This window comes from Mesorhizobium sp. WSM1343 (assembly GCF_055901535.1).
Genome location: NZ_CM148370.1, coordinates 2,647,332 through 2,668,606 on the forward strand (window position 1 = coordinate 2,647,332; position 21,275 = coordinate 2,668,606).

20 protein-coding genes are annotated in these 21,275 nt (G+C 64.0%); 11 read left to right on the forward strand and 9 right to left on the reverse strand.

The genetic code is table 11. From position 1 onward, the window contains the following. Window positions 1–24: 24 nt before the first annotated feature. A complete protein-coding gene (locus tag AC0NIL_RS12735) occupies window positions 25–1,029 on the reverse strand; it encodes a BMP family lipoprotein (protein ID WP_013530296.1) in 1,005 nt (334 codons plus the stop codon). Between the two features lie 253 nt (window positions 1,030–1,282). Here AC0NIL_RS12735 and AC0NIL_RS12740 point away from each other — a divergent pair, with 253 nt between their 5' ends. Next, on the forward strand, window positions 1,283–1,867 hold the full coding sequence (locus AC0NIL_RS12740) for an amino acid synthesis family protein (RefSeq protein ID WP_063170103.1): 585 nt from the start codon (window positions 1,283–1,285) through the stop codon (window positions 1,865–1,867). After that, window positions 1,864–2,448, forward strand: a complete 585-nt coding sequence (locus AC0NIL_RS12745; protein WP_063170104.1) for an amino acid synthesis family protein — start codon at window positions 1,864–1,866, stop codon at window positions 2,446–2,448. Before AC0NIL_RS12740 ends, AC0NIL_RS12745 begins: the two co-directional genes overlap by 4 nt. Before the next feature lie 3 nt (window positions 2,449–2,451). Here AC0NIL_RS12745 and AC0NIL_RS12750 read toward each other — a convergent pair whose 3' ends face one another. From AC0NIL_RS12750 to AC0NIL_RS12760, 3 genes are read right to left on the reverse strand one after another with little or no spacing between them, the layout of a single operon-like run. Continuing rightward, on the reverse strand, window positions 2,452–3,645 hold the full coding sequence (locus AC0NIL_RS12750) for an amidohydrolase family protein (protein WP_063170105.1): 1,194 nt from the start codon (window positions 3,643–3,645) through the stop codon (window positions 2,452–2,454). Window positions 3,646–3,689: 44 nt separating this feature from the next. After that, on the reverse strand, window positions 3,690–4,241 hold the full coding sequence (locus AC0NIL_RS12755) for a MarR family winged helix-turn-helix transcriptional regulator (protein ID WP_024502291.1): 552 nt from the start codon (window positions 4,239–4,241) through the stop codon (window positions 3,690–3,692). Window positions 4,242–4,289: 48 nt separating this feature from the next. Further along, window positions 4,290–4,934 carry a cysteine hydrolase family protein gene (locus tag AC0NIL_RS12760; protein WP_024502292.1) on the reverse strand — a complete coding sequence of 215 codons (645 nt, stop codon included), beginning with the start codon at window positions 4,932–4,934 and terminating at the stop codon, window positions 4,290–4,292. A gap of 232 nt (window positions 4,935–5,166) precedes the next feature. On the opposite strand from AC0NIL_RS12760, the gene AC0NIL_RS12765 reads away from it, so the two are divergent. Further along, on the forward strand, window positions 5,167–6,021 hold the full coding sequence (locus tag AC0NIL_RS12765) for an NAD-dependent epimerase/dehydratase family protein (RefSeq protein WP_024502293.1): 855 nt from the start codon (window positions 5,167–5,169) through the stop codon (window positions 6,019–6,021). Beyond that, window positions 6,018–6,824 carry an SDR family NAD(P)-dependent oxidoreductase gene (locus tag AC0NIL_RS12770; protein WP_024502294.1) on the forward strand — a complete coding sequence of 269 codons (807 nt, stop codon included), beginning with the start codon at window positions 6,018–6,020 and terminating at the stop codon, window positions 6,822–6,824. The genes AC0NIL_RS12765 and AC0NIL_RS12770 overlap by 4 nt, the downstream gene beginning before the upstream one ends. Before the next feature lie 107 nt (window positions 6,825–6,931). Here AC0NIL_RS12770 and AC0NIL_RS12775 read toward each other — a convergent pair whose 3' ends face one another. Beyond that, window positions 6,932–7,717 carry an SDR family NAD(P)-dependent oxidoreductase gene (locus tag AC0NIL_RS12775; RefSeq protein ID WP_063170106.1) on the reverse strand — a complete coding sequence of 262 codons (786 nt, stop codon included), beginning with the start codon at window positions 7,715–7,717 and terminating at the stop codon, window positions 6,932–6,934. A gap of 99 nt (window positions 7,718–7,816) precedes the next feature. On the opposite strand from AC0NIL_RS12775, the gene uxuA reads away from it, so the two are divergent. The 4 genes from uxuA to AC0NIL_RS12795 all read left to right on the forward strand — a co-directional run bounded on the left by uxuA (window position 7,817) and on the right by AC0NIL_RS12795 (window position 13,040). Then, window positions 7,817–9,001 (forward strand): mannonate dehydratase, encoded by a 1,185-nt coding sequence (gene uxuA, locus AC0NIL_RS12780; RefSeq protein ID WP_063170107.1) that lies wholly within the window; start codon window positions 7,817–7,819, stop codon window positions 8,999–9,001. 316 nt (window positions 9,002–9,317) lie between these two features. Then, window positions 9,318–10,337, forward strand: coding sequence for an isopenicillin N synthase family dioxygenase (locus AC0NIL_RS12785; RefSeq protein WP_013530313.1), 1,020 nt, complete (start codon window positions 9,318–9,320; stop codon window positions 10,335–10,337). A gap of 335 nt (window positions 10,338–10,672) precedes the next feature. Next, complete coding sequence (locus tag AC0NIL_RS12790) at window positions 10,673–11,995, forward strand: LLM class flavin-dependent oxidoreductase (protein ID WP_063170108.1); 1,323 nt, start codon at window positions 10,673–10,675, stop codon at window positions 11,993–11,995. A 25-nt stretch (window positions 11,996–12,020) separates the two neighbouring features. Next, window positions 12,021–13,040, forward strand: a complete 1,020-nt coding sequence (locus AC0NIL_RS12795) for an NADP-dependent oxidoreductase (RefSeq protein WP_024502301.1) — start codon at window positions 12,021–12,023, stop codon at window positions 13,038–13,040. A gap of 186 nt (window positions 13,041–13,226) precedes the next feature. Here AC0NIL_RS12795 and AC0NIL_RS12800 read toward each other — a convergent pair whose 3' ends face one another. Genes AC0NIL_RS12800 through AC0NIL_RS12815 form a run of 4 tightly spaced genes read right to left on the reverse strand, consistent with a single transcriptional unit; the run spans window position 13,227 to window position 16,895 of the window. Beyond that, window positions 13,227–13,994 carry an N-formylglutamate amidohydrolase gene (locus tag AC0NIL_RS12800; protein ID WP_024502302.1) on the reverse strand — a complete coding sequence of 256 codons (768 nt, stop codon included), beginning with the start codon at window positions 13,992–13,994 and terminating at the stop codon, window positions 13,227–13,229. Next, complete coding sequence (locus AC0NIL_RS12805; RefSeq protein WP_013530317.1) at window positions 13,994–15,316, reverse strand: type I glutamate--ammonia ligase; 1,323 nt, start codon at window positions 15,314–15,316, stop codon at window positions 13,994–13,996. The genes AC0NIL_RS12800 and AC0NIL_RS12805 overlap by 1 nt, the downstream gene beginning before the upstream one ends. After that, window positions 15,313–15,960: a cysteine hydrolase family protein gene (locus AC0NIL_RS12810; protein ID WP_013530318.1), complete on the reverse strand. Its 648-nt coding sequence runs from the start codon at window positions 15,958–15,960 to the stop codon at window positions 15,313–15,315. The genes AC0NIL_RS12805 and AC0NIL_RS12810 overlap by 4 nt, the downstream gene beginning before the upstream one ends. Beyond that, window positions 15,957–16,895, reverse strand: coding sequence for a MurR/RpiR family transcriptional regulator (locus AC0NIL_RS12815; protein ID WP_063170109.1), 939 nt, complete (start codon window positions 16,893–16,895; stop codon window positions 15,957–15,959). Before AC0NIL_RS12815 ends, AC0NIL_RS12810 begins: the two co-directional genes overlap by 4 nt. 145 nt (window positions 16,896–17,040) lie before the next feature. Here AC0NIL_RS12815 and AC0NIL_RS12820 point away from each other — a divergent pair, with 145 nt between their 5' ends. Genes AC0NIL_RS12820 through AC0NIL_RS12830 form a run of 3 tightly spaced genes read left to right on the forward strand, consistent with a single transcriptional unit; the run spans window position 17,041 to window position 21,271 of the window. Further along, on the forward strand, window positions 17,041–18,207 hold the full coding sequence (locus tag AC0NIL_RS12820; protein ID WP_473572373.1) for an NAD(P)/FAD-dependent oxidoreductase: 1,167 nt from the start codon (window positions 17,041–17,043) through the stop codon (window positions 18,205–18,207). Then, window positions 18,207–20,063, forward strand: coding sequence for a branched-chain amino acid ABC transporter ATP-binding protein/permease (locus AC0NIL_RS12825; protein WP_275953940.1), 1,857 nt, complete (start codon window positions 18,207–18,209; stop codon window positions 20,061–20,063). The genes AC0NIL_RS12820 and AC0NIL_RS12825 overlap by 1 nt, the downstream gene beginning before the upstream one ends. Window positions 20,064–20,104: 41 nt before the next feature. After that, window positions 20,105–21,271, forward strand: coding sequence for an ABC transporter substrate-binding protein (locus AC0NIL_RS12830; RefSeq protein WP_275953939.1), 1,167 nt, complete (start codon window positions 20,105–20,107; stop codon window positions 21,269–21,271). Window positions 21,272–21,275: the final 4 nt, after the last annotated feature.

Consider the following 21,275-nt stretch of genomic DNA (forward strand, 5'->3'; position numbering starts at 1 on the left):
TGGGAGGGAGGCGCTGGTGTTGGCTTATTTCGCCTTGGCGATCACGATCTTGCCGTCGACGATGCCCTTTTTGATCTCGTCGAGCTTGGCGGTCATCTCTGCCGGGATCTTGGCGGCGATGTCATCGCAGACCTTGACCTCGACACCGCCCGAGGCGAGGTCGAAAGTGCGGGTGCCGGCGGTGATCTTGCGGCCCTCGACCTCGTCCTTGATCAGCGTATAGACGGCGATGTCGCCGCGCTTCAGCATGCTGGCGAGCACATTTCCGGGGGCCGAGCCGCACATGTCGATGTCGACGCCGATCGAATATTTGTCGACCGCGGCACTTGCCTGCATCACGCCTTCACCCGTCGGGCCGGCGACGTTGTAGACAATGTCGGAGCCTTGGCCGTAAAGCGCCTGGGCAAGTTCGCTTCCCTTGGCCGGGTCGTCGAAGGTTCCGGCGAAGACGGAGTTCACCTTGACGTCGGGCGCGGCATATTTGGCGCCTTGCTCGTAGCCGCCCAGGAAGTTGCGGATCACCGGGATATCGCGGCCGCCGACAAAGCCGATGGCCTTGCCGTCGCCGATCTTGTCGAAGGCGGTGCCCTTAGCTTCGATCATGCCAGCAAGCGCGCCGGCGACGAAGGATCCCTGCTCCTCGGCGAAATTGGCGTAGATCATCTTGGGGTTGTCGAGGACGCCATCGATGAACACGAAGCGCTGGTCGGGATATTCGGCGCTGACCTTTTGCAGCGAGTCCACCAACTCCCAGCCCATCACGAAGATGAGGTCGTATTGCTTGCCCTTGGCGAGATTCTCGAACTGCTGCTGGTAGTCGAGCGCGCGATTGCCGGTGTCGACCAGCTTGAGGTCGATGCCGAAATCGGTCTTGGCCTTGTTGAGGCCGTTGACGATCGAAACGCCAAAACCCTGTGCGAAATATCCCGAGATCGCGGCCACGGAAACCTTGGCCTGTGCGGCGGCCGGTCCGAACGAAATGGCAAGCATCGTGCCGGCCAGAAATAAACTCTTGAGCGCCCTTTTCATGTCATTCCCCTTCAGCTTTTTTCAGCTTTTGAAGCCACGCTTTGACCATCCCCCACACATCGCCGGGACAACGGCGAGTTCGTTGATGGTCATATGAGTTTAGGAGCGGCTTAACAGGCTGTCAATCGTCATCCGATGCAGTTTTCTTGGCCCTTCGCCCGCTTGCTCGACGTCTGTGCTTGACAAATGTCGATAGGCATAATTGTTGATACTCTAACGAGTTTTATGAACGACGGGATGAAGGAAGAGAACAATGCCGGCTGTGGTGGTCAGGAAATTTCTGGTTCAGATCGAAGAGATATTCCATGAGGGCGGACCCCACGCGGCACGTCCGCTCAAGCGAGGCGCGATCGTCGCGCTCATCGCCAACCCTTTTGCCGGACGCTATGTCGAAGAGATCACCGGCTTCATGGAAGACCTGAAGCCGCTCGGTCTCGATATGGCTCGGCGCCTGATCGACTCCATTGGTGAGGGCGGCCAGGCCATCGAAGGTTATGGCAAGGGTGCCATAGTCGGCGCCGCCGGCGAGCTTGAACATGGCGCGCTCTGGCACAATCCGGGCGGCTACGCGATGCGCGAACTGCTCGGCAATGCCAAGGCGATCGTGCCTTCGACCAAGAAAGTCGGCGGCCCCGGAACGCGCATCGACATCCCGATCACGCACATAAACGCCTCCTATGTGCGCAGCCATTTCGATGCAATCGAGATCGGCATTGCCGATGCGCCGCGCAGCGATGAAATGGCGGTCATCCTGGCGATGACCACCGGCGCACGCGTTCATGCACGGGTCGGCGGCCTTGCCGCCGCCGACATCAAGGGTGAGGACGGACTGCGATGAGCCCGGAAATCCGCCGTATCATCACCATCGTCGAGGAAACCCGGATCGAAGGCGGGCGGCCCGTCGATCCGCCGACGCGGCGTGCCGCAGCCATTGCGGTCATCCGCAACCCCTATGCGGGTACCTACGTCGAGGATCTGTCGGCACTCAGCGCCATCGGCGAAGCGTTGGGAGATATCTTGCCCAGGCGCGCCGTCGCTGCTCTGGGCATTGCCGGCAACCGGGTCGAGAGCTTCGGCAAGGCGGCCGCCGTCGGCGCCGATGGCGAGCTCGAACATGCCGCCGCCATCCTTCATCCAAAGCTCGGCGCCCCGTTCCGCGACGTGCTCGGCAAGGGCGCCGCGCTCATTCCCTCATCGAAGAAGCGCGGCGGCCTCGGCGTGCCGCTCGATATTCCGCTCGGCCACAAGGACGCGGCGCGGGTGCGCAGCCATTTCGACGGCATGGAGGTTCGTGTTCCCGACGCACCGCGTGCCGACGAGATCGTCGTCGCTATCGCCGTCACCGATTCCGGCAGGCCGCACCCGCGCGTCGGCGGGCTGACCAAGGACAAGATTGTCGGCATTGACGGCGTCGGCTGACCGTCAGGCCGCCAGGACTTCCGGCACCCGCATCGCCGGAGGCGTATTTCTGCTCCGGCCTGTCCGCACCTCGCCGTCGATCACGACCATGCCAATGCCTGGAAGATTGCCGAGCGCCACGCTGTCGAGCAGCCCGTCGCCGGCACCGCCGATCGCTTGATCCATGAAGATCAGGTCGGCGGCGCGCCCCACCTCGATGATGCCGCGATCATCCAGTCCGCGCACGCGCACCGTGTTGCCGCTGGCAAAACAGAACGCCACTTCCGGCGCGATACCACCAAGCGAAGCCAGCATGGTCAGGGTCCGCAGGATGCCGAGCGGCTGGACGCCGGATCCGGCCGGGCTGTCGGTGCCGAGGATGACGCGCGAAAGTTCGCCGCGCTGCCTTGCCAGGTCGAGCACGAACAGTCCGGTGCGCAGATTGCCGTTATGGACGATTTCAAGCGCCCTCGAACCCTTCTCGCAGATCTGCCGTATTTCCGCCTCGGGCAGGGCGGTTGGCCCGCCATTGACGTGGGCGACGATGTCGGCGTCGACCTCCAGCACGACATCCGCGCCGATGCGGCCGGAGCCGGGCAGCGACGGGCCGCCTGTGTGGGTCATCGAGGTCATGCCGTATTTGCGCGCCCAGGCGATCATCTTCCGGCCGGTCGGCCCATCCTTGACGCCGCCAAGCCCGACCTCGCCGACAAGCGTCACGCCGGCCTCGGCGAGACTGCGGAAGTCTTCCTCGGTAAGGCCGGGTTCCAGGATCGGTGCCCCGGCCAGGATCTTCATGCCGTTCGGACGGAAGTTGGAGAAGGTGCGCTGCGCCGCGATCGCCAACGCCTTCAGCCCGACAAGATCGCGCGGTCGGCCCGGCGTGTGGACTTCCCCCGCCGAGATCATGGTGGTGACGCCGCCATGCACGGTCGAATCCATCCAGCCGATCTGGTTCTGCCGGGGCGTCCAGTCGCCGGCCACCGGATGGGCGTGGTTGTCGATAAGACCCGGCGCGACCGCACAGCCCATCGCATCGATGATCGTCGCCGCGCTGCCGCCATCAATGTCGCCTGCCTTGCCAATGCCTGATATGCGTCCATCGCTCACGACGATGGTGTCGGCGTCGATGATCGGTTGTGCGAGATCGCCGCTCAGCATGAGACCGATATTGCGGACGACGAGCGTGTTGGCAGACGACTGGAGGTCGGACGACATCGGTTCTCACTTTTGCTGTTATGGAAAAAAGGACTGGACGCGGCTTATTTGCCGCCGTCGCCATTCGTTGGGTCGTCGTCATTGATGCGCTGGAGCAGGCGAAGCAGCGTCGCCTGCTCAGCCGGGGAGAGCGGCGACAGGAACCGCCGCCCGACCTCGACGCTGCGTTCGAGCCGTTCCAGCGTATAGTCGGTCCCTTTGCTGGTCAGCGCGATCATCGTCAGGCGTTGGTCGGTTTCGGAGGCGCTGCGCGTGATCAGCCCGTGTTTGAGCAGTTTGCGCATGACGATGCTGATGGTCGACGGGTCCATCGCCGTCAGCCGGCCGAGATGGTTCTGCGAGACTTCGCCATGCTTGAGGATCGTGGCGAGCGCCGCGAATTGCGTTGGCGAAAGGTCTTCGCCGGCCATGACCTGCTGGAAGCGCAGTGTCGCGCGCTGATGCGCCCGGCGGATGACGTGCGCCGGGTGACGGTCCAGTTCATAGCCGGTCTCGGCGTATTGCTGCAGCACTTGCTCGCGGCTCGGGGGTGCATCGCCGCTCGGCGTTTTCGAGGTCGCGCCTTTTTCGGATTGCGGTTTCTTTTCAGTCGTCACACCGGACTCCTATCGCCGCTGTCTCGGATGTCGCCGGTTTGGAAAAGCTCAAGCCGCGACCTCCGCTGGTTGAAGCGACGTCCCGTCGCGGAGGGCTGCGACGACATCAGCCGAATCGCTGACCACGCCGAAATGGGTCGCTATGTCGTAGAGCGAGCTTTCCTGCTCGCGTGGTCCCGTTGCCGCGCAGCAATCGCTTGGCACCACCACCTCATAGCCCTGGAAAAAGGCATCATGGACGGTCGAGCGCACGCAGATGTTGGTGACCACGCCGAAAATGACCAACTGATCGACCTGCATGTCTTTCAGCGTCAGGTCCAGGTCGGTTTGAAAGAAGGCCGAGTAGCGCCGCTTGATGACATGGATCTCATCATCGCGGGCGCCGAGATCCTCGATGATCTCCGGCCCCCAGCTTCCATCCAGGCAATGCGGTGTGCGCTTCAGCCATTCGCGCTCTCGTCGCATGCCCGGTCGGTGGCTGTCATGGACCCAGATCACCGGCACGCCGGCGGCGCGCGCAGCCTCGATCACGGCCAGTTGCGGCGCGACCAGCGTCTCGTACCCAGGCAGGACCATGGCCCCGCCGGGCTTGCAGAACTCATTGACCATATCGATGACGATAATGGCCGCACGGCGTGGATCGAGGCGCACCGCATCATCGTGCCGATGTGAGGAAAAACTGTCCACGGACATGGCGAGCTCCTTTGACCGATCGTTGATGCTCATACAAAAAACCCTAGTGGATGCCAAGTCAATCCCGTTCGACGCAAAGCGTGCTGGTCGGCCTTGCGCACCGCGCTCCGACAAGCGTATGCGCTATTTGCCCATCGCGAAATGGCCTTGACAACGCTTGTCAGGCATGTGCTCGATTTGTATGACCATCAATGATATTCAAGCCGCTGAATTGCGGAGCCGAGGCCGAGATATGAAAACCATCGTCACCGGAGCCAGCGGCCTGCTTGGCCGCCATGTGGCCGAGGCTCTGGTTGCGGCCGGCCACGATGTGCTTGGTGTCGATGCCGTGGTGCCGGGTGAGGTCGCATGGCGCCACGCAACCGCCGATTTGACCGATCTGGGATCGACACTGCAGCTGGTGCGCGATTGCGATGCCGTTGTGCATGTCGCGGCCATTCCGCGGCCGACCGGCCGGGCCGGCGGCGAGGTGTTCAAGACCAACATCGCGACCGCCTACAATGTGGTCGAGGCAGCCGCCATGGCCGGCGCCAGGCGCTTCATCTATGCCTCATCCTTCAGCGTCTTCGGCTATCCCTTTTTCGAAAAACCTGTGCGACCGCCCTATCTGCCGGTCGACCTGGACCACCCGGTCGGCGCGCAGGACCCGTACGGCCTGTCGAAATGGCTGGGCGAGGAAATCGTCGACGCGGCGGTGCGCCGCGGCGCCTTTTCGGCGGTCAGTATCCGCATGCCGTGGATCCAGACGCCGGGTTCATTTTTCGAGGGCGTCGGGCCGCGCCGCGCCACGGCCGACAGTGCCCGCGACCTGTGGGCCTATCTCGACGCGCGCGACGCCGGGCAGGGGTTCCTGCGGGCGCTTGAATGGCAAGGCGACGGCCATCTGCGCGTCCTGCTCAGCGCCGCCGACACCTTCATGGAAGAGGAAACCGAAGCGCTCGTGCGCCGGGTCTATCCCGATGTCGCTCTATCGCGGCCGATCGCCGGCTTTGGCGCCGTGCTCGACACGGTCCATGCGCGCGAAACGATCGGCTTCGAACCACAATATTCATGGCGTTCCTATCCAAAGCCGGAGACCGGGGGATGAAACGATTCGACCAGAAGAAGATCCTTGTCACTGGCGGCGCCGGCGCGATCGGCGGCGCGGCGGTGCGGCGTTTCCTTGACGAAGGCGCGCGCGTCGCCATTGTCGATCGCAATGGCGCGGCGGCGCAGCAACTGGCTCGCTCACTGGGTGAAAACGCCATTGCCATCGAAGCCGACGTCACCGATGAAGCGGATGTGCGGCGCGCCGTCGAGGCGACCGTCGAGACGTTCGGCGGCCTCGACGTGGTGTTCAACAATGCCGGCATTTCCGGCGTCGTCGCTCCCGTTCACGACCTGCCGGTCGAGGACTGGGATACGACCATCCGTATCAATCTGCGCGGTATCTTCCTCGTCCTGCAGGCATCGCTTCGGGCGATGATCAAGGCGGGGACCGGTGGCTCGATCGTCAACATGGGCTCATCCATGGCCGGTTGGGACGTCCTTTCGGGCGGTGCCGGCTATGTCGCTTCCAAACACGGCGTGGTCGGCCTGACGCGGGTTGCGGCGCTCGATGCTGCGCCCTACGGCATACGCGTCAATGCCATTTGCCCCGGCGTGATCGAGACGACGCTTGGCGTGCCGGCTTCCGGTGACGGCGAATTCAAGAGCAGCGTCCAGCATTTCGCCGACCGCATTCCATTGCGCCGCATCGGCCAGCCGGACGATGTCGCGGCCGCCGTGGCTTTCCTGGCCTCGGACGAGGCGAGGCACGTCACGGGCGTGGATTGGCTGATCGACGGCGGCCAGACCTTGCAGAGCTGGGCCAACGCCCCTGATGGCGGTGCGTTTCCGAAATTTCGCTAAAGCTCAATTTCGCTGCTCGATTTGCTTGAGCATTGATCTGCAAGAATTCGGCAAACCAATTGTCGGATGCCGGCCGCTCCCGCTAAAGGCCAGGCCCCATTCGCGATCTACTTCACGCCGATGCCGGCGGTCAGGCCGCCATCGATCTTGTAGTCCGCGCCAGTGCAGAAGCCGGCCTTCGACGAACACAGGAAAGCGATAAGTTCGGCCACCTCCTCCGGCTCGCCGATGCGCCCGATGGGGTGCGCTTCGCCGAAGCGCTTGTAGGCGGCCTCGACATCGGCGTCCGTGCCGTTCTCGCCGCGGGCGGCCTTCTCCAGGATCGGGGTGCGGATCGAGCCGGGGCTGACGGAATTGACGCGGATGCCGGAGCGCGCATGGTCCAGGGCCAGGGCACGCGTCAGCGTGTGGATGGCGCCCTTGGTGGTGGCATAGGCGGCGACGTTTTGCTGGCAGGCAAAGCCCTGCACCGAAGCGACGTTGACGATGGCGCCGCCGCCCCTGCGGACCATTTCCGGGATGCCGAAATGCGCGGTCAGATAGATCGACCCGACATTGACCGCCATCGCCTTGTTCCAGGTCTCGAAATCGGTGCTGACGGCGGTTCCGTACGGATGCACCGCCGCCGAATTGACGACGATATCGAGGCCGCCGAACCGCTCCACGCCGGCCGCGACCGCGTCGCGAACCTGATCGGGCACGGAGACGTCGGCGCCTATGACCAGCGCCCCGGCTGCGGAGCTTTCCAGCTCCGCTTTCAGTAGAGCGTTGGCCGCGCGGTCGATGCCGCAGGCGATGATCGCAGCGCCCCCTGCAGCGAGGCGTCTGGCGGTTGCGAGGCCAATCCCGGTCGTCCCCGTCACCAAGGCAACCTTGCCGTCGAAATCCTTCATTGGGAAAACTCCTTCATTCGCTGTCCGAAACCGGTTCCTAGTTTGACACCCATTGTGGTCCAACAATAGGTTGCCATCCTCTCGCAGAAGGAAGCGGCAATGGAACAGTGCTGGCGCTGGTATGGACCAAACGACCCGGTAACGCTCGATCATGTCAGGCAGGCCGGTGCGACCGGCGTGGTGAGCGCCTTGCACGATATCTATGACGGGCGCGCCTGGCCGCTCGAGAGCATTCTGGAGCGCAAGCGTGTCATCGAGGCCGCCGGCCTGACATGGTCGGTGGTCGAGAGCATTCCGGTCCACAACTCCTTCAAGGTCGGCGCGCCGGAACGCGAGCGCTACGCCGGCTACTATCGCGACTCAATCCGCGCGCTCGCCAAGGCCGGCATTGCGACGGTCTGCTACAATTTCATGCCGGTGGTCGACTGGACCCGCACGGATCTCGCCTATCGGCTGCCGACGACGGGCTATGCGCTGCGTTTCGACGCCATCGATTTCGCAGCCTACGACCTGTTCGTGCTGAAGCGCGTCAATGCCGAAGCCGGCTATACCGCTGCCCGTATCGCCGAAGCGGAAGCGCGGCTGAAGGAATTGAGCAGCGAAGCGATCGACAGGATCGAACGCAACCTGATCGCCGGCCTGCCGGCGACCGAGCGCAGCTATGACAGGGACAGTTTTCGCGAGGCCCTGGCGGACTACGATGCGATCGGACCAAAGGAGCTGCGCCAAAACCTTGCCTGGTTCCTGCGCGAGATCATTCCGGTGGCCGAAGAGGAGGGGGTGCGCATGTGCATCCATCCCGACGACCCGCCCTTCTCGCTCTATGGCTTGCCACGCATCGTTTCGACAGCCGAGGATGCGCGTTTCATCCTTAACGCCGTCGACAGCCCCGCCAACGGCCTGACGTTCTGCACCGGCTCTTATGGCACGCGCGCCGACAATGACATCGTCGCCATGGTCAAGGAATTCGCCGACCGCATCCACTTTGTCCACCTCCGCAACATCACCATCGAGGATGACGGCTCGTTCTACGAAGCCGAGCATCTCGAAGGCGGCACCGACATGGCGCATGTTATCCTCGCTCTGATGCAGGAAGAGGCGCGCCGTCGCAGGGAAGGCCGTGCCGACTGGCGCATTCCGATGCGACCAGACCATGGCCATCTGCTTGCCGACGACATCGGCAAGACCAGGATCAACCCCGGCTATTCGCTGATCGGCCGGCTGAAGGGCCTCGCCGAGCTGCGCGGCATCATGCGCGCCATCGAGCGGTTCGAGCTGGCTTGAAGCCGTCTTGCCGGTCGGCTGGCGGGATTTACAGACGATCACGCGCGATTGCGCTTCCGCTGCGACTTATACGCTGTCGCACTGGAAAGTGCGGTCCACGAGAGGCATGGCGGGTAAAGCACTTGTCGGGAAATTATTTGCCGACAGGTCATAATATGCAGCGCTGACGTTCTTCCATCCGGCCCGGATTGGACTTCCTGTTGCTTTGATCGGCACGCCTTGCGTGTCACTTTGAGATGCATTCATGCTCGAAGCTCTTGCCGGTGGTCGCTTCTACTTCTCCTAAGCCAGGGCAGAGAAAAGAAGGAAGCTGAACATGCCCAGAATTGTGCCGGTGCTTGACCTGAGCCGCCTCGAACAAGGTGCGTCCGAGTATCGTACCTTTCTCCTGGACCTGCGTACGGCAGCCCGGGACGTTGGCTTCTTCTATCTCAGCGGCCACGGAATTTCCGCCCCGGAGATCGACGACGTGCTCGATGCCTCGCGACGGTTCTTCGCGTTGCCGGAGGCCGACAAGCTGGCCATCGAAATGGTCAAATCCCAGCAGTTTCGCGGCTACACCCGCGCCGGCGGCGAACTGACCAAGGGCGCGGCCGACTGGCGTGAGCAACTCGACATCGGCGTCGAGCGCCAGCCCATAGCGCAGGGACCTGGAATTGCACCGTGGACACGGCTGCAGGGGCCGAACCAGTGGCCGTCTGCACTGCCGGAGCTCAAGCCGGCACTGCTTGCATGGCAGGCCAAGGCGACCGCGGTGGCCATTCGGCTGCTGAAAGCCTTCGCACTATCGCTCGATCAGCCCGAGGACGCCTTCGACGCGATCTATCGGGACTCGCCCAACCATCGCATGAAGATCGTCCGTTATCCCGGCCGTGACGCGACCGAAGGCGACCAGGGCGTCGGCGCGCACAAGGATGGCGGTTTCCTCACCCTGCTGCTGCAGGACGACAACAAGGGCCTGCAGGTCGAATATGACGGAAGCTGGGTGAATGTGGATCCGCTCCCTGGAACGCTGGTCGTCAACATTGGCGAACTGCTCGAACTGGCATCGAATGGGTATTTGCGTGCCACCGTTCACCGCGTCGTGACGCCGCCTGCCGGCGTCGAGCGGATCTCCGTTCCCTTCTTCTTCAGTGCGCGGCTGGACGCGACCATACCGCTTCTGACCCTGCCCGAGGAATTGGCGGCCGAAGCGCGCGGGCCGGCAAGCGATCCGGACAATCCGTTGTTCCGCGATGTCGGCACCAATGTGCTCAAAAGCCGACTGCGTTCACATCCCGACGTGGCACGCCGCCACTATGCCGATCTTCTCCAGGCCGGAGCGGCGGGTTCGTGAACTCAGCTCTGCACGAATTTTTGCCGTTTCATATGTTTTTTGGAATGCCATTCGTCGCCAAGGCTTCGAGATAGGCGCAAAAAGGTAAAATCGTTTAGCGGTTTCCTCCCATTCCGCTGGACGGTGTTCCCCTCTGAAGGTTCAAACCTTCTTTTGGCCGGGCCGCATTCGAGCCCGGCCATTTTTTGTCCTGGTCCCGGACAGCGCAAAACCTATGCTGCAAAAGGCCGGTGTGGAGGAACAGGATATCTTCCCGAGTTGCGCGGACCGTCCGATCCTGAGTTTAGGATTCGAGCGCTAGTGCTCGACTGTATCGATCGGTCGAAACGACTTTCATGACACAAAAACAATTGCACCTCGGCGCCTTCATGCGCCCCGTCAGCCTGCATACCGGCGCCTGGCGCTATCCGGGCGCCTATGCCGACGCCAATTTCAATTTCGCGCATCTGAAGCGCTTCGCCCAGACCTTGGAGGCGGCGAAGTTCGACGCCTTCTTCATGGCCGACCATCTGGCCGTTCTCAACATGCCGATCGAGGCGCTGCGGCGCAGCCACACGGTCACCTCGTTCGAGCCGTTCACGCTTTTGTCGGCGCTCGCCGCCGTCACCGACCATATCGGGCTGGTCGCCACCGCATCGACGACGTTCGACGCGCCCTATCATGTTGCCCGCCGCTTCGCCTCGCTCGACCATATCAGCGGCGGACGCGCCGGCTGGAACATCGTCACCACGTCCAATCCGGATGCGGCGCTCAATTTCGGCCTCGACGAGCATGTCGAGCATGACGAGCGCTACCGGCGGGCCCGGGAATTCTACGATGTCGTCACCGGCCTGTGGGACAGCTTTGCCGACGATGCCTTCATCCGCGACGCCGAAAGCGGGTTCTATTTCGACCCGGCCAGGCTGCATGTGCTCGACCATAAGGGTGAGCATCTCTCGGTGCGCGGCCCACTCAACATCGCGCGGCCAATCCAGGGCTGGCCGGTCATCGTGCAGGCCGGCGCCTCGGAGGCAGGACGCCAACTGGCGGCGGAGACAGCGGAGGTCATTTTCGCCGCCCATGCCGATCTCGCGGCGGGGCAGCGCTTCTTCGCCGACGTCAAAGGCCGTGCGGAAAGGCTTGGCCGGTCGCGTGACGACATCAAGATCCTGCCCGGCGCCTTTGTCGTTGTCGGTGACAGCGTCGAGGACGCGCAGGCCAAGCGGGCGAAGCTCGACAGTCTCGTCTACTACGAGAGCGGCATCGCCTCGCTGTCGATCGCCATCGGACATGACGCGTCCGGTTTTGATCCCGACGCGCCCTTGCCCGAAATCCCCGAGACCAATGCCTCGAAGAGTGGCCGCGAGCGCGTCATCGAACTGGCACGCGAGGAGAACCTGACCGTCAGGCAGCTTGCGCAAAGGCTGGGCGGCTATTCCGGCCTTGCTTTTGTCGGCACGCCTGAAACAATCGCCGACGAGATGGAGGAATGGCTGATCGGCGAGGGTTCCGACGGGTTCAACATCATGTTTCCATACCTGCCCGCCGGGCTCGATGATTTTGCCGAGAAGGTGGTGCCGGAATTGCAAAGGCGAGGGATCTTCAGGCGGCAATATGAAGGGTCGACACTGCGCGAGAATCTCGGCCTGAAGCGTCCGCCCAACCGGTTTTTCGAGTAGAGCCTTCTTCGCAGGGAGATTTTCGATGTCGATCCAGTCCAACACCCGCATCGTGCTCGCGGCGCGGCCACAAGGCCGGCCAAAGCCGGATGATTTCCGCATCGAGACGGTTGATGTCGTCCAGCCGGGAGAGGGCGAACTGCTGCTGCAGATCCTCTATCTGTCGCTCGATCCCTATATGCGCGGGCGCATGAACGCTACGAAATCCTATGCCAGGCCCGTCGATGTCGACGGCGTGATGGAAGGCGGTACCGTTGCGCGCGTCGTGATCTCTCGCCACCCGGAATTTACCGAAGGGGATATCGTGTTGTCCCATTCCGGCTGGCAGAGTTTTGCCTTGTCCGACGGTGTGGGGCTGCGCAAGCTGGATCCCGCTGCGGCACCCATCACGACGGCGCTTGGCGTGCTCGGCATGCCGGGCTTCACGGCCTATGCCGGTCTGCTCACCATCGGGCAGCCGAAGCCTGGCGAGACGGTCGTCGTGGCGGCCGCCAGCGGCGCGGTCGGGTCGGCCGTTGGCCAGATCGCGCGCATCAAGGGCGCGCGTGCCGTCGGCATTGCCGGCGGTGCCGACAAGTGCGCCTTCGTGCGAGACGAACTCGGCTTCGATGCGGTCGTCGATCACCGTGCCGATGATTTTGCCGAGCAGTTGAAGGCAGCCTGCCCCGGTGGCATCGACATCTATTTCGAGAATGTCGGTGGTCCTGTCTGGGACGCGGTGTTTCCGCTGCTGAACGAATTTGCGCGTGTGCCGGTCTGCGGGCTGATCGCGCAGTACAACGTCATCGCGGATGCCGGCGTCGACCGCTTGCCGGTATTGATGCAGCAAGTGCTGCACCGCAGCCTGACGATCAGGGGGTTTATCCAGCGTGAATTTGTCGACCAGCGCCCGGCCTTCTATCGTGAGATGGCCGAATGGATATCGTCCGGCCGCGTCCGCTACAGGGAAGATATCGTCGATGGCATCGAAAATGCACCACAGGCCTTTCTCGGCCTTCTCGATGGCAAGAATTTCGGCAAGCTGATCGTGCGTATCGCGGAATAAATGCCGCGCAACGATCAGGCGGGGCTGCTTGGGTAATTTCTGCCGCAGCCGTGGCCGCGGGGCGTGATTGCCAGCAGCCGCCGATCAGCCGGTTGCCCCGGCTGCCGATGACGCCGAGCGGCGAGAAACGCAACTTGCCGATCTGGGCGATGGTCGCGGCGTCGCGCTCGCGCAGGCTTGGATTGCTCACGGCACGGTTTCTGTCTCGAGTGCCGGCAGTGCCGCCGCCAGCCGGTCCGCCCATTCCTCGATGCCGGACCGTGTCGACAAAAGATCCTGCCGGATCTCGACGAGGACGGCGGCGATGCCGCGATCGTCGCCATGGATGGGCACGGCGTAGTCGGCGTCGCGGCTGATCACATAGGGTACATTGGCCGCAACATTGAGCGCCGCATCGGTGCGCAGGCCCGAAAGGATCGCTTCGGCGAGACCTCTTGCTTGGTCATGCAGCACGCCGGCATGCCAGGGCCTGCTGACGCCGAGGAAGACCGGCGTGAAAGAATGGATCGTCACGATCCGCGTCTGCCGGCCTGCTTGTGCCCGGCGGTCGAGATAAGCGGTCACCCGGTCATGGAACGGCGAAAAGATGATCTCGGCGCGCCGGGTCCGCTCCGCCGCATCGATGCCGACATTCCCGGGAATGTCGGTGTCTTCCGACAGTACCGGAATGCTGCCTGGCGTGCCCAGTGGCCGGTTGAGGTCGATCAGCAGCCGCGAATAGCCGCTGAGGAAGGCCGGAGCATCGAGCTTCGACGACAGCAGGCGGGTCACTTCGGCGGCGCCGATATCCCAGGCGATGTGGCGCTGCAGATGGTGGGCATCGAGGCCAAGCTGTCGATACTCGACCGGCATGTGGTTGGACGCATGCTCGCACAACAGCACGATATCGGAACGGCCGTGCTCGTTGAGGGCCTCGACGGCCTCGGGCCAATCTTTTTTTGTCACTGCGGTCATCAATAGAGCGTCCGGTAGAGATCGCAGATGGAGGCCGGATCGAGACCGGCAAGACGCTCGGCTTCATGTCGCTTGAGGCCGACGAAGGTTTCGATGAAGACGGGCGCGAACCATCCCGTCACGGTGCCGTCGGCCAGCAGCGCGTCCAGTGCCGCGGGCAGGGTTTCGGGCAGGCGCACCAGACCAAGACTTGCCCGCTCCGCCTCGCTCATCAGTGTCGGGTCGCCGGTGACCAAAGGTGGCGACGGCAGGCCCGCCTCCAGCCCCTCCAGCCCGGCGCGGATGATCGCCGCCAGCGACAGATAGGGATTGCCGGTGGCGTCGGCGGCCCGGTATTCGATGTTGTATTGCCGCGCCGGATCCCGTCCGCCGATCGTCACCGTCGGGCAGATGCGCAGCGACGCCTCGCGGTCGCGGTCGGCAAGCCAGGTGTAGGAAGAACTCCAGCTGTGCGGCTTCAGCCGGTAGAAGGACGACACGCTCGACGCCGTCATGGCGGTCATCCCAGGCAGATGGCGCAGCACGCCGGCACAGAAGGCGCCCGCTTTGGCGGAAAGGCCGCCCGCCAGTGCCGGATCGTAAGTCATCGGCTTGCCGGCCTCGTCGACGAAGCTGAAATGGATGTGGACGCCGTTGCCGACGGCGGTTGGCGCTGTCTTGGGGGCGAAGCTCGCACGCCAGCCGGCATTGCGCGCCAACTCGCGCGTGATTTCGCGGATGGCGACGGCGCGGTCGGCCGCCGTCAGCGCGTCCGCCGGCTCGTGCGTCACCTCGAACTGCTCGTCGCCGAATTCGGCGATGACCACCTCGGGCGCGACGCCGGCTTCCTCGAGCGCCGCCATCAGATTGGGCGCGAAAGGGTCGGCGCGGCGCAGTGCGGCGAAAGACATTGAATGCGCCTGTGCGAAGCCGCCGTCGGCAACGTTGAATTCGTGCTCGAAAGCGGCGATGACCGACAGGCCGGTTGCGGCTTTCAAATCGGCCAGCGCGTCTTTGAGCATCGTGCGGGTGCAGCCGAGCCATGGGCTGCCGTCGAGCTCGACGATGTCGCCGGCGACCATATCGAATGGCGTTGCCGATCCGGTGCGTGTCGTGCGAAAGCGCGCTTCGAGATCGGGGATCAGCCGCAGGTCGCCCGACGAGCCCCAGGGGTTGGGATCGACGATCGAGTTGAACGGTGTCAGCGACAGATTGGCCTGCAGCCAACCGACGCCGGTCGTGGCGGTCTTCTGCAACTTGCTTTCGGCAACGAAACGGCCCCGCGTGACGGCGGAGAGATCCGTGGTGACGACGGCAACCAGAGGCTCGACAGTCGACGTCATGCCGGTTTTCCCAAAGCGTTGAAGCGGTCGACGACCGTGTCGGTGTCAGCCACCCAGCAGTAGCCGCCGAAGGCCTTGAGCGCGATGTCGTGGCGTTCCTGGGTGATGGTGGCGCAGGCATCCGATACGCAGGTGACAAGATAGCCGCGGTCGGCGCCGTCGCGCACCGCCATGTCGACGCATTGATCGGTCAGCACGCCGACCACGACGAGATAGCGGATGCCGAGGTTCTTGAGGAGATAGTCGACATTGGTCGAATTGAAGATGCCCGACGACGTCTTCGGCAGCATGATCTCGTCGCCAACCGGCGCCAGCGATGCCACCGGCAGTCCTTCGGGGAGACTGGGCGCAACATGGATCGGTGTCAGCTTGTGGTCGAGCGAGCGCTCACGGCCGTCTTCGGTCAGGCTCTGAATGATGGTGTGCAGCACCTCGACGCCATTGGCCCGCGCCGCCGCCAGCAGGCGCTCCTGGTTGGGGATCGTCTGCGAGGATGTCTGCCGGTAAAAATAATGATCGGGGCCACGTTCCGGATGCGACGGATCGGCGCCCGGCTCCAGCCAGATGCGCTGCATGTCGACGAGTAGCAGTGCCGTTTCGCCGGCACGGAAGGCTTCGTCTCGTTTGGGTAGGGCCTGGGTCATGCTTTGTCGTCCTGCTTTGCTGATTTGGGTCCCGGTGTCTTGCGGGGGCCGGGTGTCTTGCGCGCGCCGTTCTCTTGCGGTTCGCTGTCGAGCGTCACGGCATTGGCATGCCGCACCTTTTCGAGTCGCTCGATGCGGGCGCGGGCCTCGTCGCCCAGCGTCGAAACGATATGGGCGACCAACGCTTCCATCTGTGCGATCGCCGGCGCCAGCGTGTCGTAAGGTGAGGCGACTTCGAGCGGGCTGACGATGGTGACTTCGGCGAGATCTGATATCGGCGACAGCCATTGGTCGGTGAACAGGACGATGCGCACATCGAGCGCCGCCGCTTGTTTTGCATAGGCCATCACATCGAGTTGGTAGCGGCGGTAGTCGAAGACGACGAGCACGTCGCGCCGGCCGAGGTCGGCCAGCGTGTCGAAGATCTGCGGAGAGAGCACGCCGAGATCGCGAACCCCGGAGCGGAACTGCACGAGATAGCCGGCCAGCATGCCGGCGATGTGGCGGCTGAACCGGCCGCCAACCATCACGATCTCGCCCTTGGCCTCCATCAGCAAGCGGGCCGCCCGCTCGTAAGTCTGGACGGGTGTCGCGGCGGTGGCTTTCTGCAAGGCCGTGGTGACGCTATCGAGATAGGCCAGCACGGCGCTGTCGTTGGAACCGCTCTGCCGCTTGGCCTCCATCATCAGCAGCGGCGAGTGCAGTCTTGCCTCGACTTCGGCCAGAAGCCTCGCCTGGAAATCCGGAAACCCTTCATAGCCGAGCTTCATCACCAGCCGCACCACGGTTGGATCGCTGACGCCAGCGCGCCGGGCGAGCGATGAGGCGGTGCCGAGGCCGGAGGTCGGATAGTCCGTCAACAGCAGTCGAACGATCTTCTCCTCCGACGGCGTCAGCGCAAGATCCCCGCGCATCAGAACATCGCGTATCGCCATGGGCCTCCCCGGAATCCGTGTTCTCTTGTTTTGTCGAGTTTATTACAGAGATTTAAATATCGGTCAACAATGAAGAGATGTTGACATTGCGCGATCGCTGGCCCTACCTTGTCGAAAAGCAGCCAAGAGACTGTGGGGAACAGCCATGCGAAATGGAAGCGACGTCATCGTCGTCGGTGCCGGTATTGTCGGATCGAGCGCGGCCTATGATCTGGCCAAAGCCGGTGTGAAGGTCACGCTGGTCGAGCAGACCCATCCCGCCGGCGGCCCGTCGGGCAAATCGTCGGCGCTGCTGCACGCCTTCTACCTGATGCCGGAACTGTCGCAGCTATCCATCCGTGGCCGAGAGATCCTGGTGTCGCTGCCCGAAATCGCGGGCGAAGGATCCTTTGTCACCGAAATCGGCATGATGTGGGTCTGCGGCAACGACAACAAGGCGAGCTGGACGTCGGCAGCCGAACGCATCCGCGGCGAGGGCGCGCGCATCAAGACATTGTCGCCGCAGGCCTTTGCCGATGCCGCACCGGGCTTTGCCCTGGACAATGTCGCGCTGGCGCTGTGGGAACCCGAGTATGGCTATGCCGATGCCTTCGGCGCCACCAATGCTATTGCCCGTGCCGCCCGCGCCAGTGGTGCCAGGATCATGCAGAACACGTTGGTCGAGAGCCTCCAGCGGCAGGGCGACCGCATCACGGGTGCCATCTTGACCGATGGAACGATGCTGGAGGCCGATACCGTCGTCCTGGCCGCCGGGCCGTGGACGCGCCGGCTGCTGGCGACGGTCGGCCTCGATCTGCCGCTGCATGTCGAGCGCCATCCGATGGCCGTGCTCGACGCTGCCGGCAAGGCAAGGCAGGTCATGCCGTTCGCCTGGTGCGACGACATTTCCTGCAACTATGCGCGGCCAGACAATGACGGCGTCATCCTCGCCGGGACCTGGGCCGGCGGCGGCACCGGCCTGCGCCACGAACATGCAGGCCGTCCACGCTTCGTCGAAAATCCCGATGATTACATGGAAGGTGTCGAGGAGCAGGAATCGGTCGAGATCCTGGAGACCTTCGCCAGCCGCGTGCCGGCCATGGCCGAGCTTGGCATCCGGCCGGGCTATGCCGGTCTCTACGACATGAGCCCCGACGATCTGCCGGTCATCGGCGCCATGCCTGATGTCGAAGGGCTGGTCGTTTCGGCGGGGTCTTCCGGCCACGGCTTCAAGACCGGGCCGGCAGTCGGCGAGGCGGTGGCCAGGCTGGTCACCGAAGGCGCGCAACCGATCCTGGCCCCGTTTTCACCCGATCGCTTCAGGGCCGCGTGATGGCGTCGGTGACGACGAGCGAGAGCAAGAGTTCCGGCTTCATGCCGGCCGCGTTCCGCAACGCCACGGCCGATGCCCTGTGCATGGTCGCGGTGCTGTTGCTGGTGGCGCTTGCCGCCTTCATCTTCGGCGGCGCCGCCATGCAACGCGTCGTCACCTATGCCGCGATCATGCTGACGGCGGTGCTCGGCCTGCAGATATTCTCCGGCAACAGCGGCATCGTCTCGTTCGGCCAGGCGGCCTTTGTCGGCCTCGGCGCCTATGCGACAGGCATCCTCACCATGCCGACGGCACTGCAGCGAACGGCGCTGCGCGACCTGCCGCAATTCCTCGCCGGCCATCAACTCTCCTTCGTCGCAGCGCTGGCCATCGTCCTGGCTCTGGCGGTCGTCGTCGGCCTGCTGACCGGTGCGCCGCTGCTAAGGCTTTCCGGATCGAGCGCCTCGATCGCCACGCTGGCCATGCTGATCATCGTCTACACGCTGCTGGTCGCCGGGCGCGAGATCACCCGCGGCAGCCAGCCTTTCTACGGCGTGCCGCGTGAGGTCGGGCTGTGGACCGCTGCCGCAGTCGCTTCGGTGGCGCTGGTGGCGGCGAGGCTGTTTCGCGAAACCTCTTTCGGCCTTGCCAGCCGAGCCGCCGCCAATGACGAGCGTGGTGCGGCCGCCGTCGGCGTCGACCAACGCACGGCGCGTCTGGCCGCCTGGGTGGCGGGTGTCGTCGCCGCCATGGCTGCCGGCGCCATGATGGCGCAGTTTCTGGGTGCGTTTTCACCGCGCGATTTCTATTTCGACCTGGGCTTCACCATGCTTGCCATGCTGATCGTCGGCGGCATGACCTCGTCGCTCGGCGCTTTCGCCGGCGTCATCGTCACCATCGTTTTGGTCGAAGTGGTACGCCGCTTCGAAGGCGGCGGCGAAGTGCTCAGCCTGCATCTGCCTGTCCTGTTCGGCTTGACCCAGGGCGTGCTTGCCATCGCCATGATCCTGGTCATCTGGCGACGCCCGACCGGCCTGTTCGGCGAGCGTGAGCTGAACCTGCTGCGCCGGCCCGGACGTCAGGCCGTGACGGCTTCGGCGGCACCTCCGCAGCGTGTCGAGAGTGACCGGCTCTCCGCCGAGCGTCTGTCGCGCCGTTATGCCGGCGTCGTTGCTGTCGACGACGTCAGCCTGAGTTTCGAAACGGACAGCATCACCGGTATCATCGGCCCCAATGGCGCCGGCAAGACGACGCTGCTCAACATGCTGGCCGGTGATGTCAAGCCAAGTGCCGGTACCGTGTCGGTGGGTGGCGCGGTGCGGCAGGCTTCTGCCTTCCGCTTCGCGCGCTCCGGCGTTGCCCGCACCTTCCAGAACATCCGCGTCTTCCCGCACATGACGGTGCTGGAAAACGTCGTCGTCGCCGCACGCCAGGTAGAGCCTGATCTCGTCCATGCCGAGGCGGCGGCAATGGGTGAACTTGCGCGCATGGGGCTGGAGAGATTTGCCGATCAGCCGGCCGCCAGGCTTGCCTATGGCCAGCGACGCCGGTTGGAAGTGGCACGTGCGCTGGCGTTGAAGCCGCGCTTCCTACTGCTCGACGAGCCGGCCGCCGGCATGAACGCCGTCGAGACCGCCGAACTGGTTTCCATCCTGTCGACGGTCCGCACCGAGCGCCGCATCGGCGTCGTCCTGATCGAGCACGACATGCGGCTGGTGATGAACCTGTGCGAACGCATTGTCGTCATCGATCATGGCCGCGTCATCGCCGACGGCACGCCGGGCGACGTTCAGAAGAACCCTGCCGTGATCGCAGCCTATCTCGGCAGCCGCACGGCGCGCGCCAAGACCGCAACGCCTGAAAACCAGACCGCATAGACCGCAACGATCAACGACAAAAATCCAGAAGGAGAACCGACATGCCAAGCCTCTATCGCCTCCATCGCGCCGCCTTCTGCGCTGCCGTGTTCGGCATCGCCACCATTTCGACGGCCAGCGCCGAAGAGATCATCATCGGTGCCGCGACCGCGCAGACAGGCGGTCTTGCCCCTTACGACCAGCCGGCACTTGCCGGCCTGCGCATGTCGCTCGACGAACTCGACGCCAAGGGCGGGTTCGGCGGCAAATACACCGTCAAGCTGCTGATCAAGGACACCCGCTCCGACACCGCGCAGACCGCCACGGTCGCGCAGGAGCTGATCGATGCCGGCGCCAAGATCATGATCACGCCGTGCGATGCCGATCCCTCGATTTCCGCCGGCCAGCTGACCCAGCCTCTCGGCATTCCGACCCTGACGCTGTGCGGCTCCGCCCCGGTGCTCACCGGCGCGGTCGGCGATGTCATGTTCGGCACCTATCCCGCCGACAATGTACAGGCGACGGCGGTTGCCGACTTCGCCGTCTCCGAAGGCAAGAAGAAGGTGTTCCTGCTGACCTCGCCGGACTCCACCTACACCGCCAATCTGCCGGAATATTTCGGCAAGGTGTTCGAGAAGAAGGGCGGCACCATTGTCGGCCGCGGCACTTTCAGCATGGGCCAGCCCGACTTTTCCGCCGAGATCACCAACATCAAGGGCTTGGCCGATAAGCCCGACCTGATCATGACGGCGGCCTATGAGCCCGATTTCCCAGCCTTCATCCAGCAATTGCGCGGCGCCGGCGTCACCATCCCGGTCTATGGAGCCGATGCCATCGGTACGCCGACCATCAAGGCGCTCGGCAAATTGGTCGACGGCGTCGTCTACACCGCGGCCGGCTATGCCGAGCCGGGCAGCAAGCTCGAAGCCTTCAACGCCGCCTTCACCAAATATGCCGGCCATGCGCCGGAATCGACCTATGAGGTCAATGGCTACGAGATCGGCCTGATCCTCGACCAGGCGGTCAAGACGGCCGGCTCCGACGACCCGAAGGCGATCCGCGACGCCATCGCCGGCCTCAAGGATTTCGAGGGCATCACCGGCAAGATCACCTATGCCGGCACGGACCGCATGCCGCTGCGGCCAGTGGCGCTGATGCGCTACGAGGGCGGCGAAGGCAAGCATGTCGAGACCCTGATCCCCGAAGCCGCCGACGTTCCGGCGCCGTGATGTC

Bases quoted from the DNA above. Each gene is read 5' to 3' on its own strand.
- AC0NIL_RS12765 (WP_024502293.1), top strand. From the start codon at position 5,167: ATGAAAACCATCGTCACCGGAGCCAGCGGCCTGCTTGGCCGCCATGTG.
- AC0NIL_RS12770 (WP_024502294.1), top strand. From the start codon at position 6,018: ATGAAACGATTCGACCAGAAGAAGATCCTTGTCACTGGCGGCGCCGGC.
- AC0NIL_RS12735 (WP_013530296.1), bottom strand. From the start codon at position 1,029: ATGAAAAGGGCGCTCAAGAGTTTATTTCTGGCCGGCACGATGCTTGCC.
- AC0NIL_RS12825 (WP_275953940.1), top strand. From the start codon at position 18,207: ATGGCGTCGGTGACGACGAGCGAGAGCAAGAGTTCCGGCTTCATGCCG.
- AC0NIL_RS12805 (WP_013530317.1), bottom strand. From the start codon at position 15,316: ATGACGTCGACTGTCGAGCCTCTGGTTGCCGTCGTCACCACGGATCTC.
- AC0NIL_RS12750 (WP_063170105.1), bottom strand. From the start codon at position 3,645: ATGTCGTCCGACCTCCAGTCGTCTGCCAACACGCTCGTCGTCCGCAAT.
- AC0NIL_RS12760 (WP_024502292.1), bottom strand. From the start codon at position 4,934: ATGTCCGTGGACAGTTTTTCCTCACATCGGCACGATGATGCGGTGCGC.
- AC0NIL_RS12775 (WP_063170106.1), bottom strand. From the start codon at position 7,717: ATGAAGGATTTCGACGGCAAGGTTGCCTTGGTGACGGGGACGACCGGG.
- AC0NIL_RS12795 (WP_024502301.1), top strand. From the start codon at position 12,021: ATGTCGATCCAGTCCAACACCCGCATCGTGCTCGCGGCGCGGCCACAA.
- AC0NIL_RS12810 (WP_013530318.1), bottom strand. From the start codon at position 15,960: ATGACCCAGGCCCTACCCAAACGAGACGAAGCCTTCCGTGCCGGCGAA.
- AC0NIL_RS12815 (WP_063170109.1), bottom strand. From the start codon at position 16,895: ATGGCGATACGCGATGTTCTGATGCGCGGGGATCTTGCGCTGACGCCG.
- AC0NIL_RS12740 (WP_063170103.1), top strand. From the start codon at position 1,283: ATGCCGGCTGTGGTGGTCAGGAAATTTCTGGTTCAGATCGAAGAGATA.
- AC0NIL_RS12800 (WP_024502302.1), bottom strand. From the start codon at position 13,994: ATGACCGCAGTGACAAAAAAAGATTGGCCCGAGGCCGTCGAGGCCCTC.
- AC0NIL_RS12790 (WP_063170108.1), top strand. From the start codon at position 10,673: ATGACACAAAAACAATTGCACCTCGGCGCCTTCATGCGCCCCGTCAGC.
- AC0NIL_RS12830 (WP_275953939.1), top strand. From the start codon at position 20,105: ATGCCAAGCCTCTATCGCCTCCATCGCGCCGCCTTCTGCGCTGCCGTG.
- AC0NIL_RS12745 (WP_063170104.1), top strand. From the start codon at position 1,864: ATGAGCCCGGAAATCCGCCGTATCATCACCATCGTCGAGGAAACCCGG.
- uxuA (WP_063170107.1), top strand. From the start codon at position 7,817: ATGGAACAGTGCTGGCGCTGGTATGGACCAAACGACCCGGTAACGCTC.
- AC0NIL_RS12785 (WP_013530313.1), top strand. From the start codon at position 9,318: ATGCCCAGAATTGTGCCGGTGCTTGACCTGAGCCGCCTCGAACAAGGT.
- AC0NIL_RS12820 (WP_473572373.1), top strand. From the start codon at position 17,041: ATGCGAAATGGAAGCGACGTCATCGTCGTCGGTGCCGGTATTGTCGGA.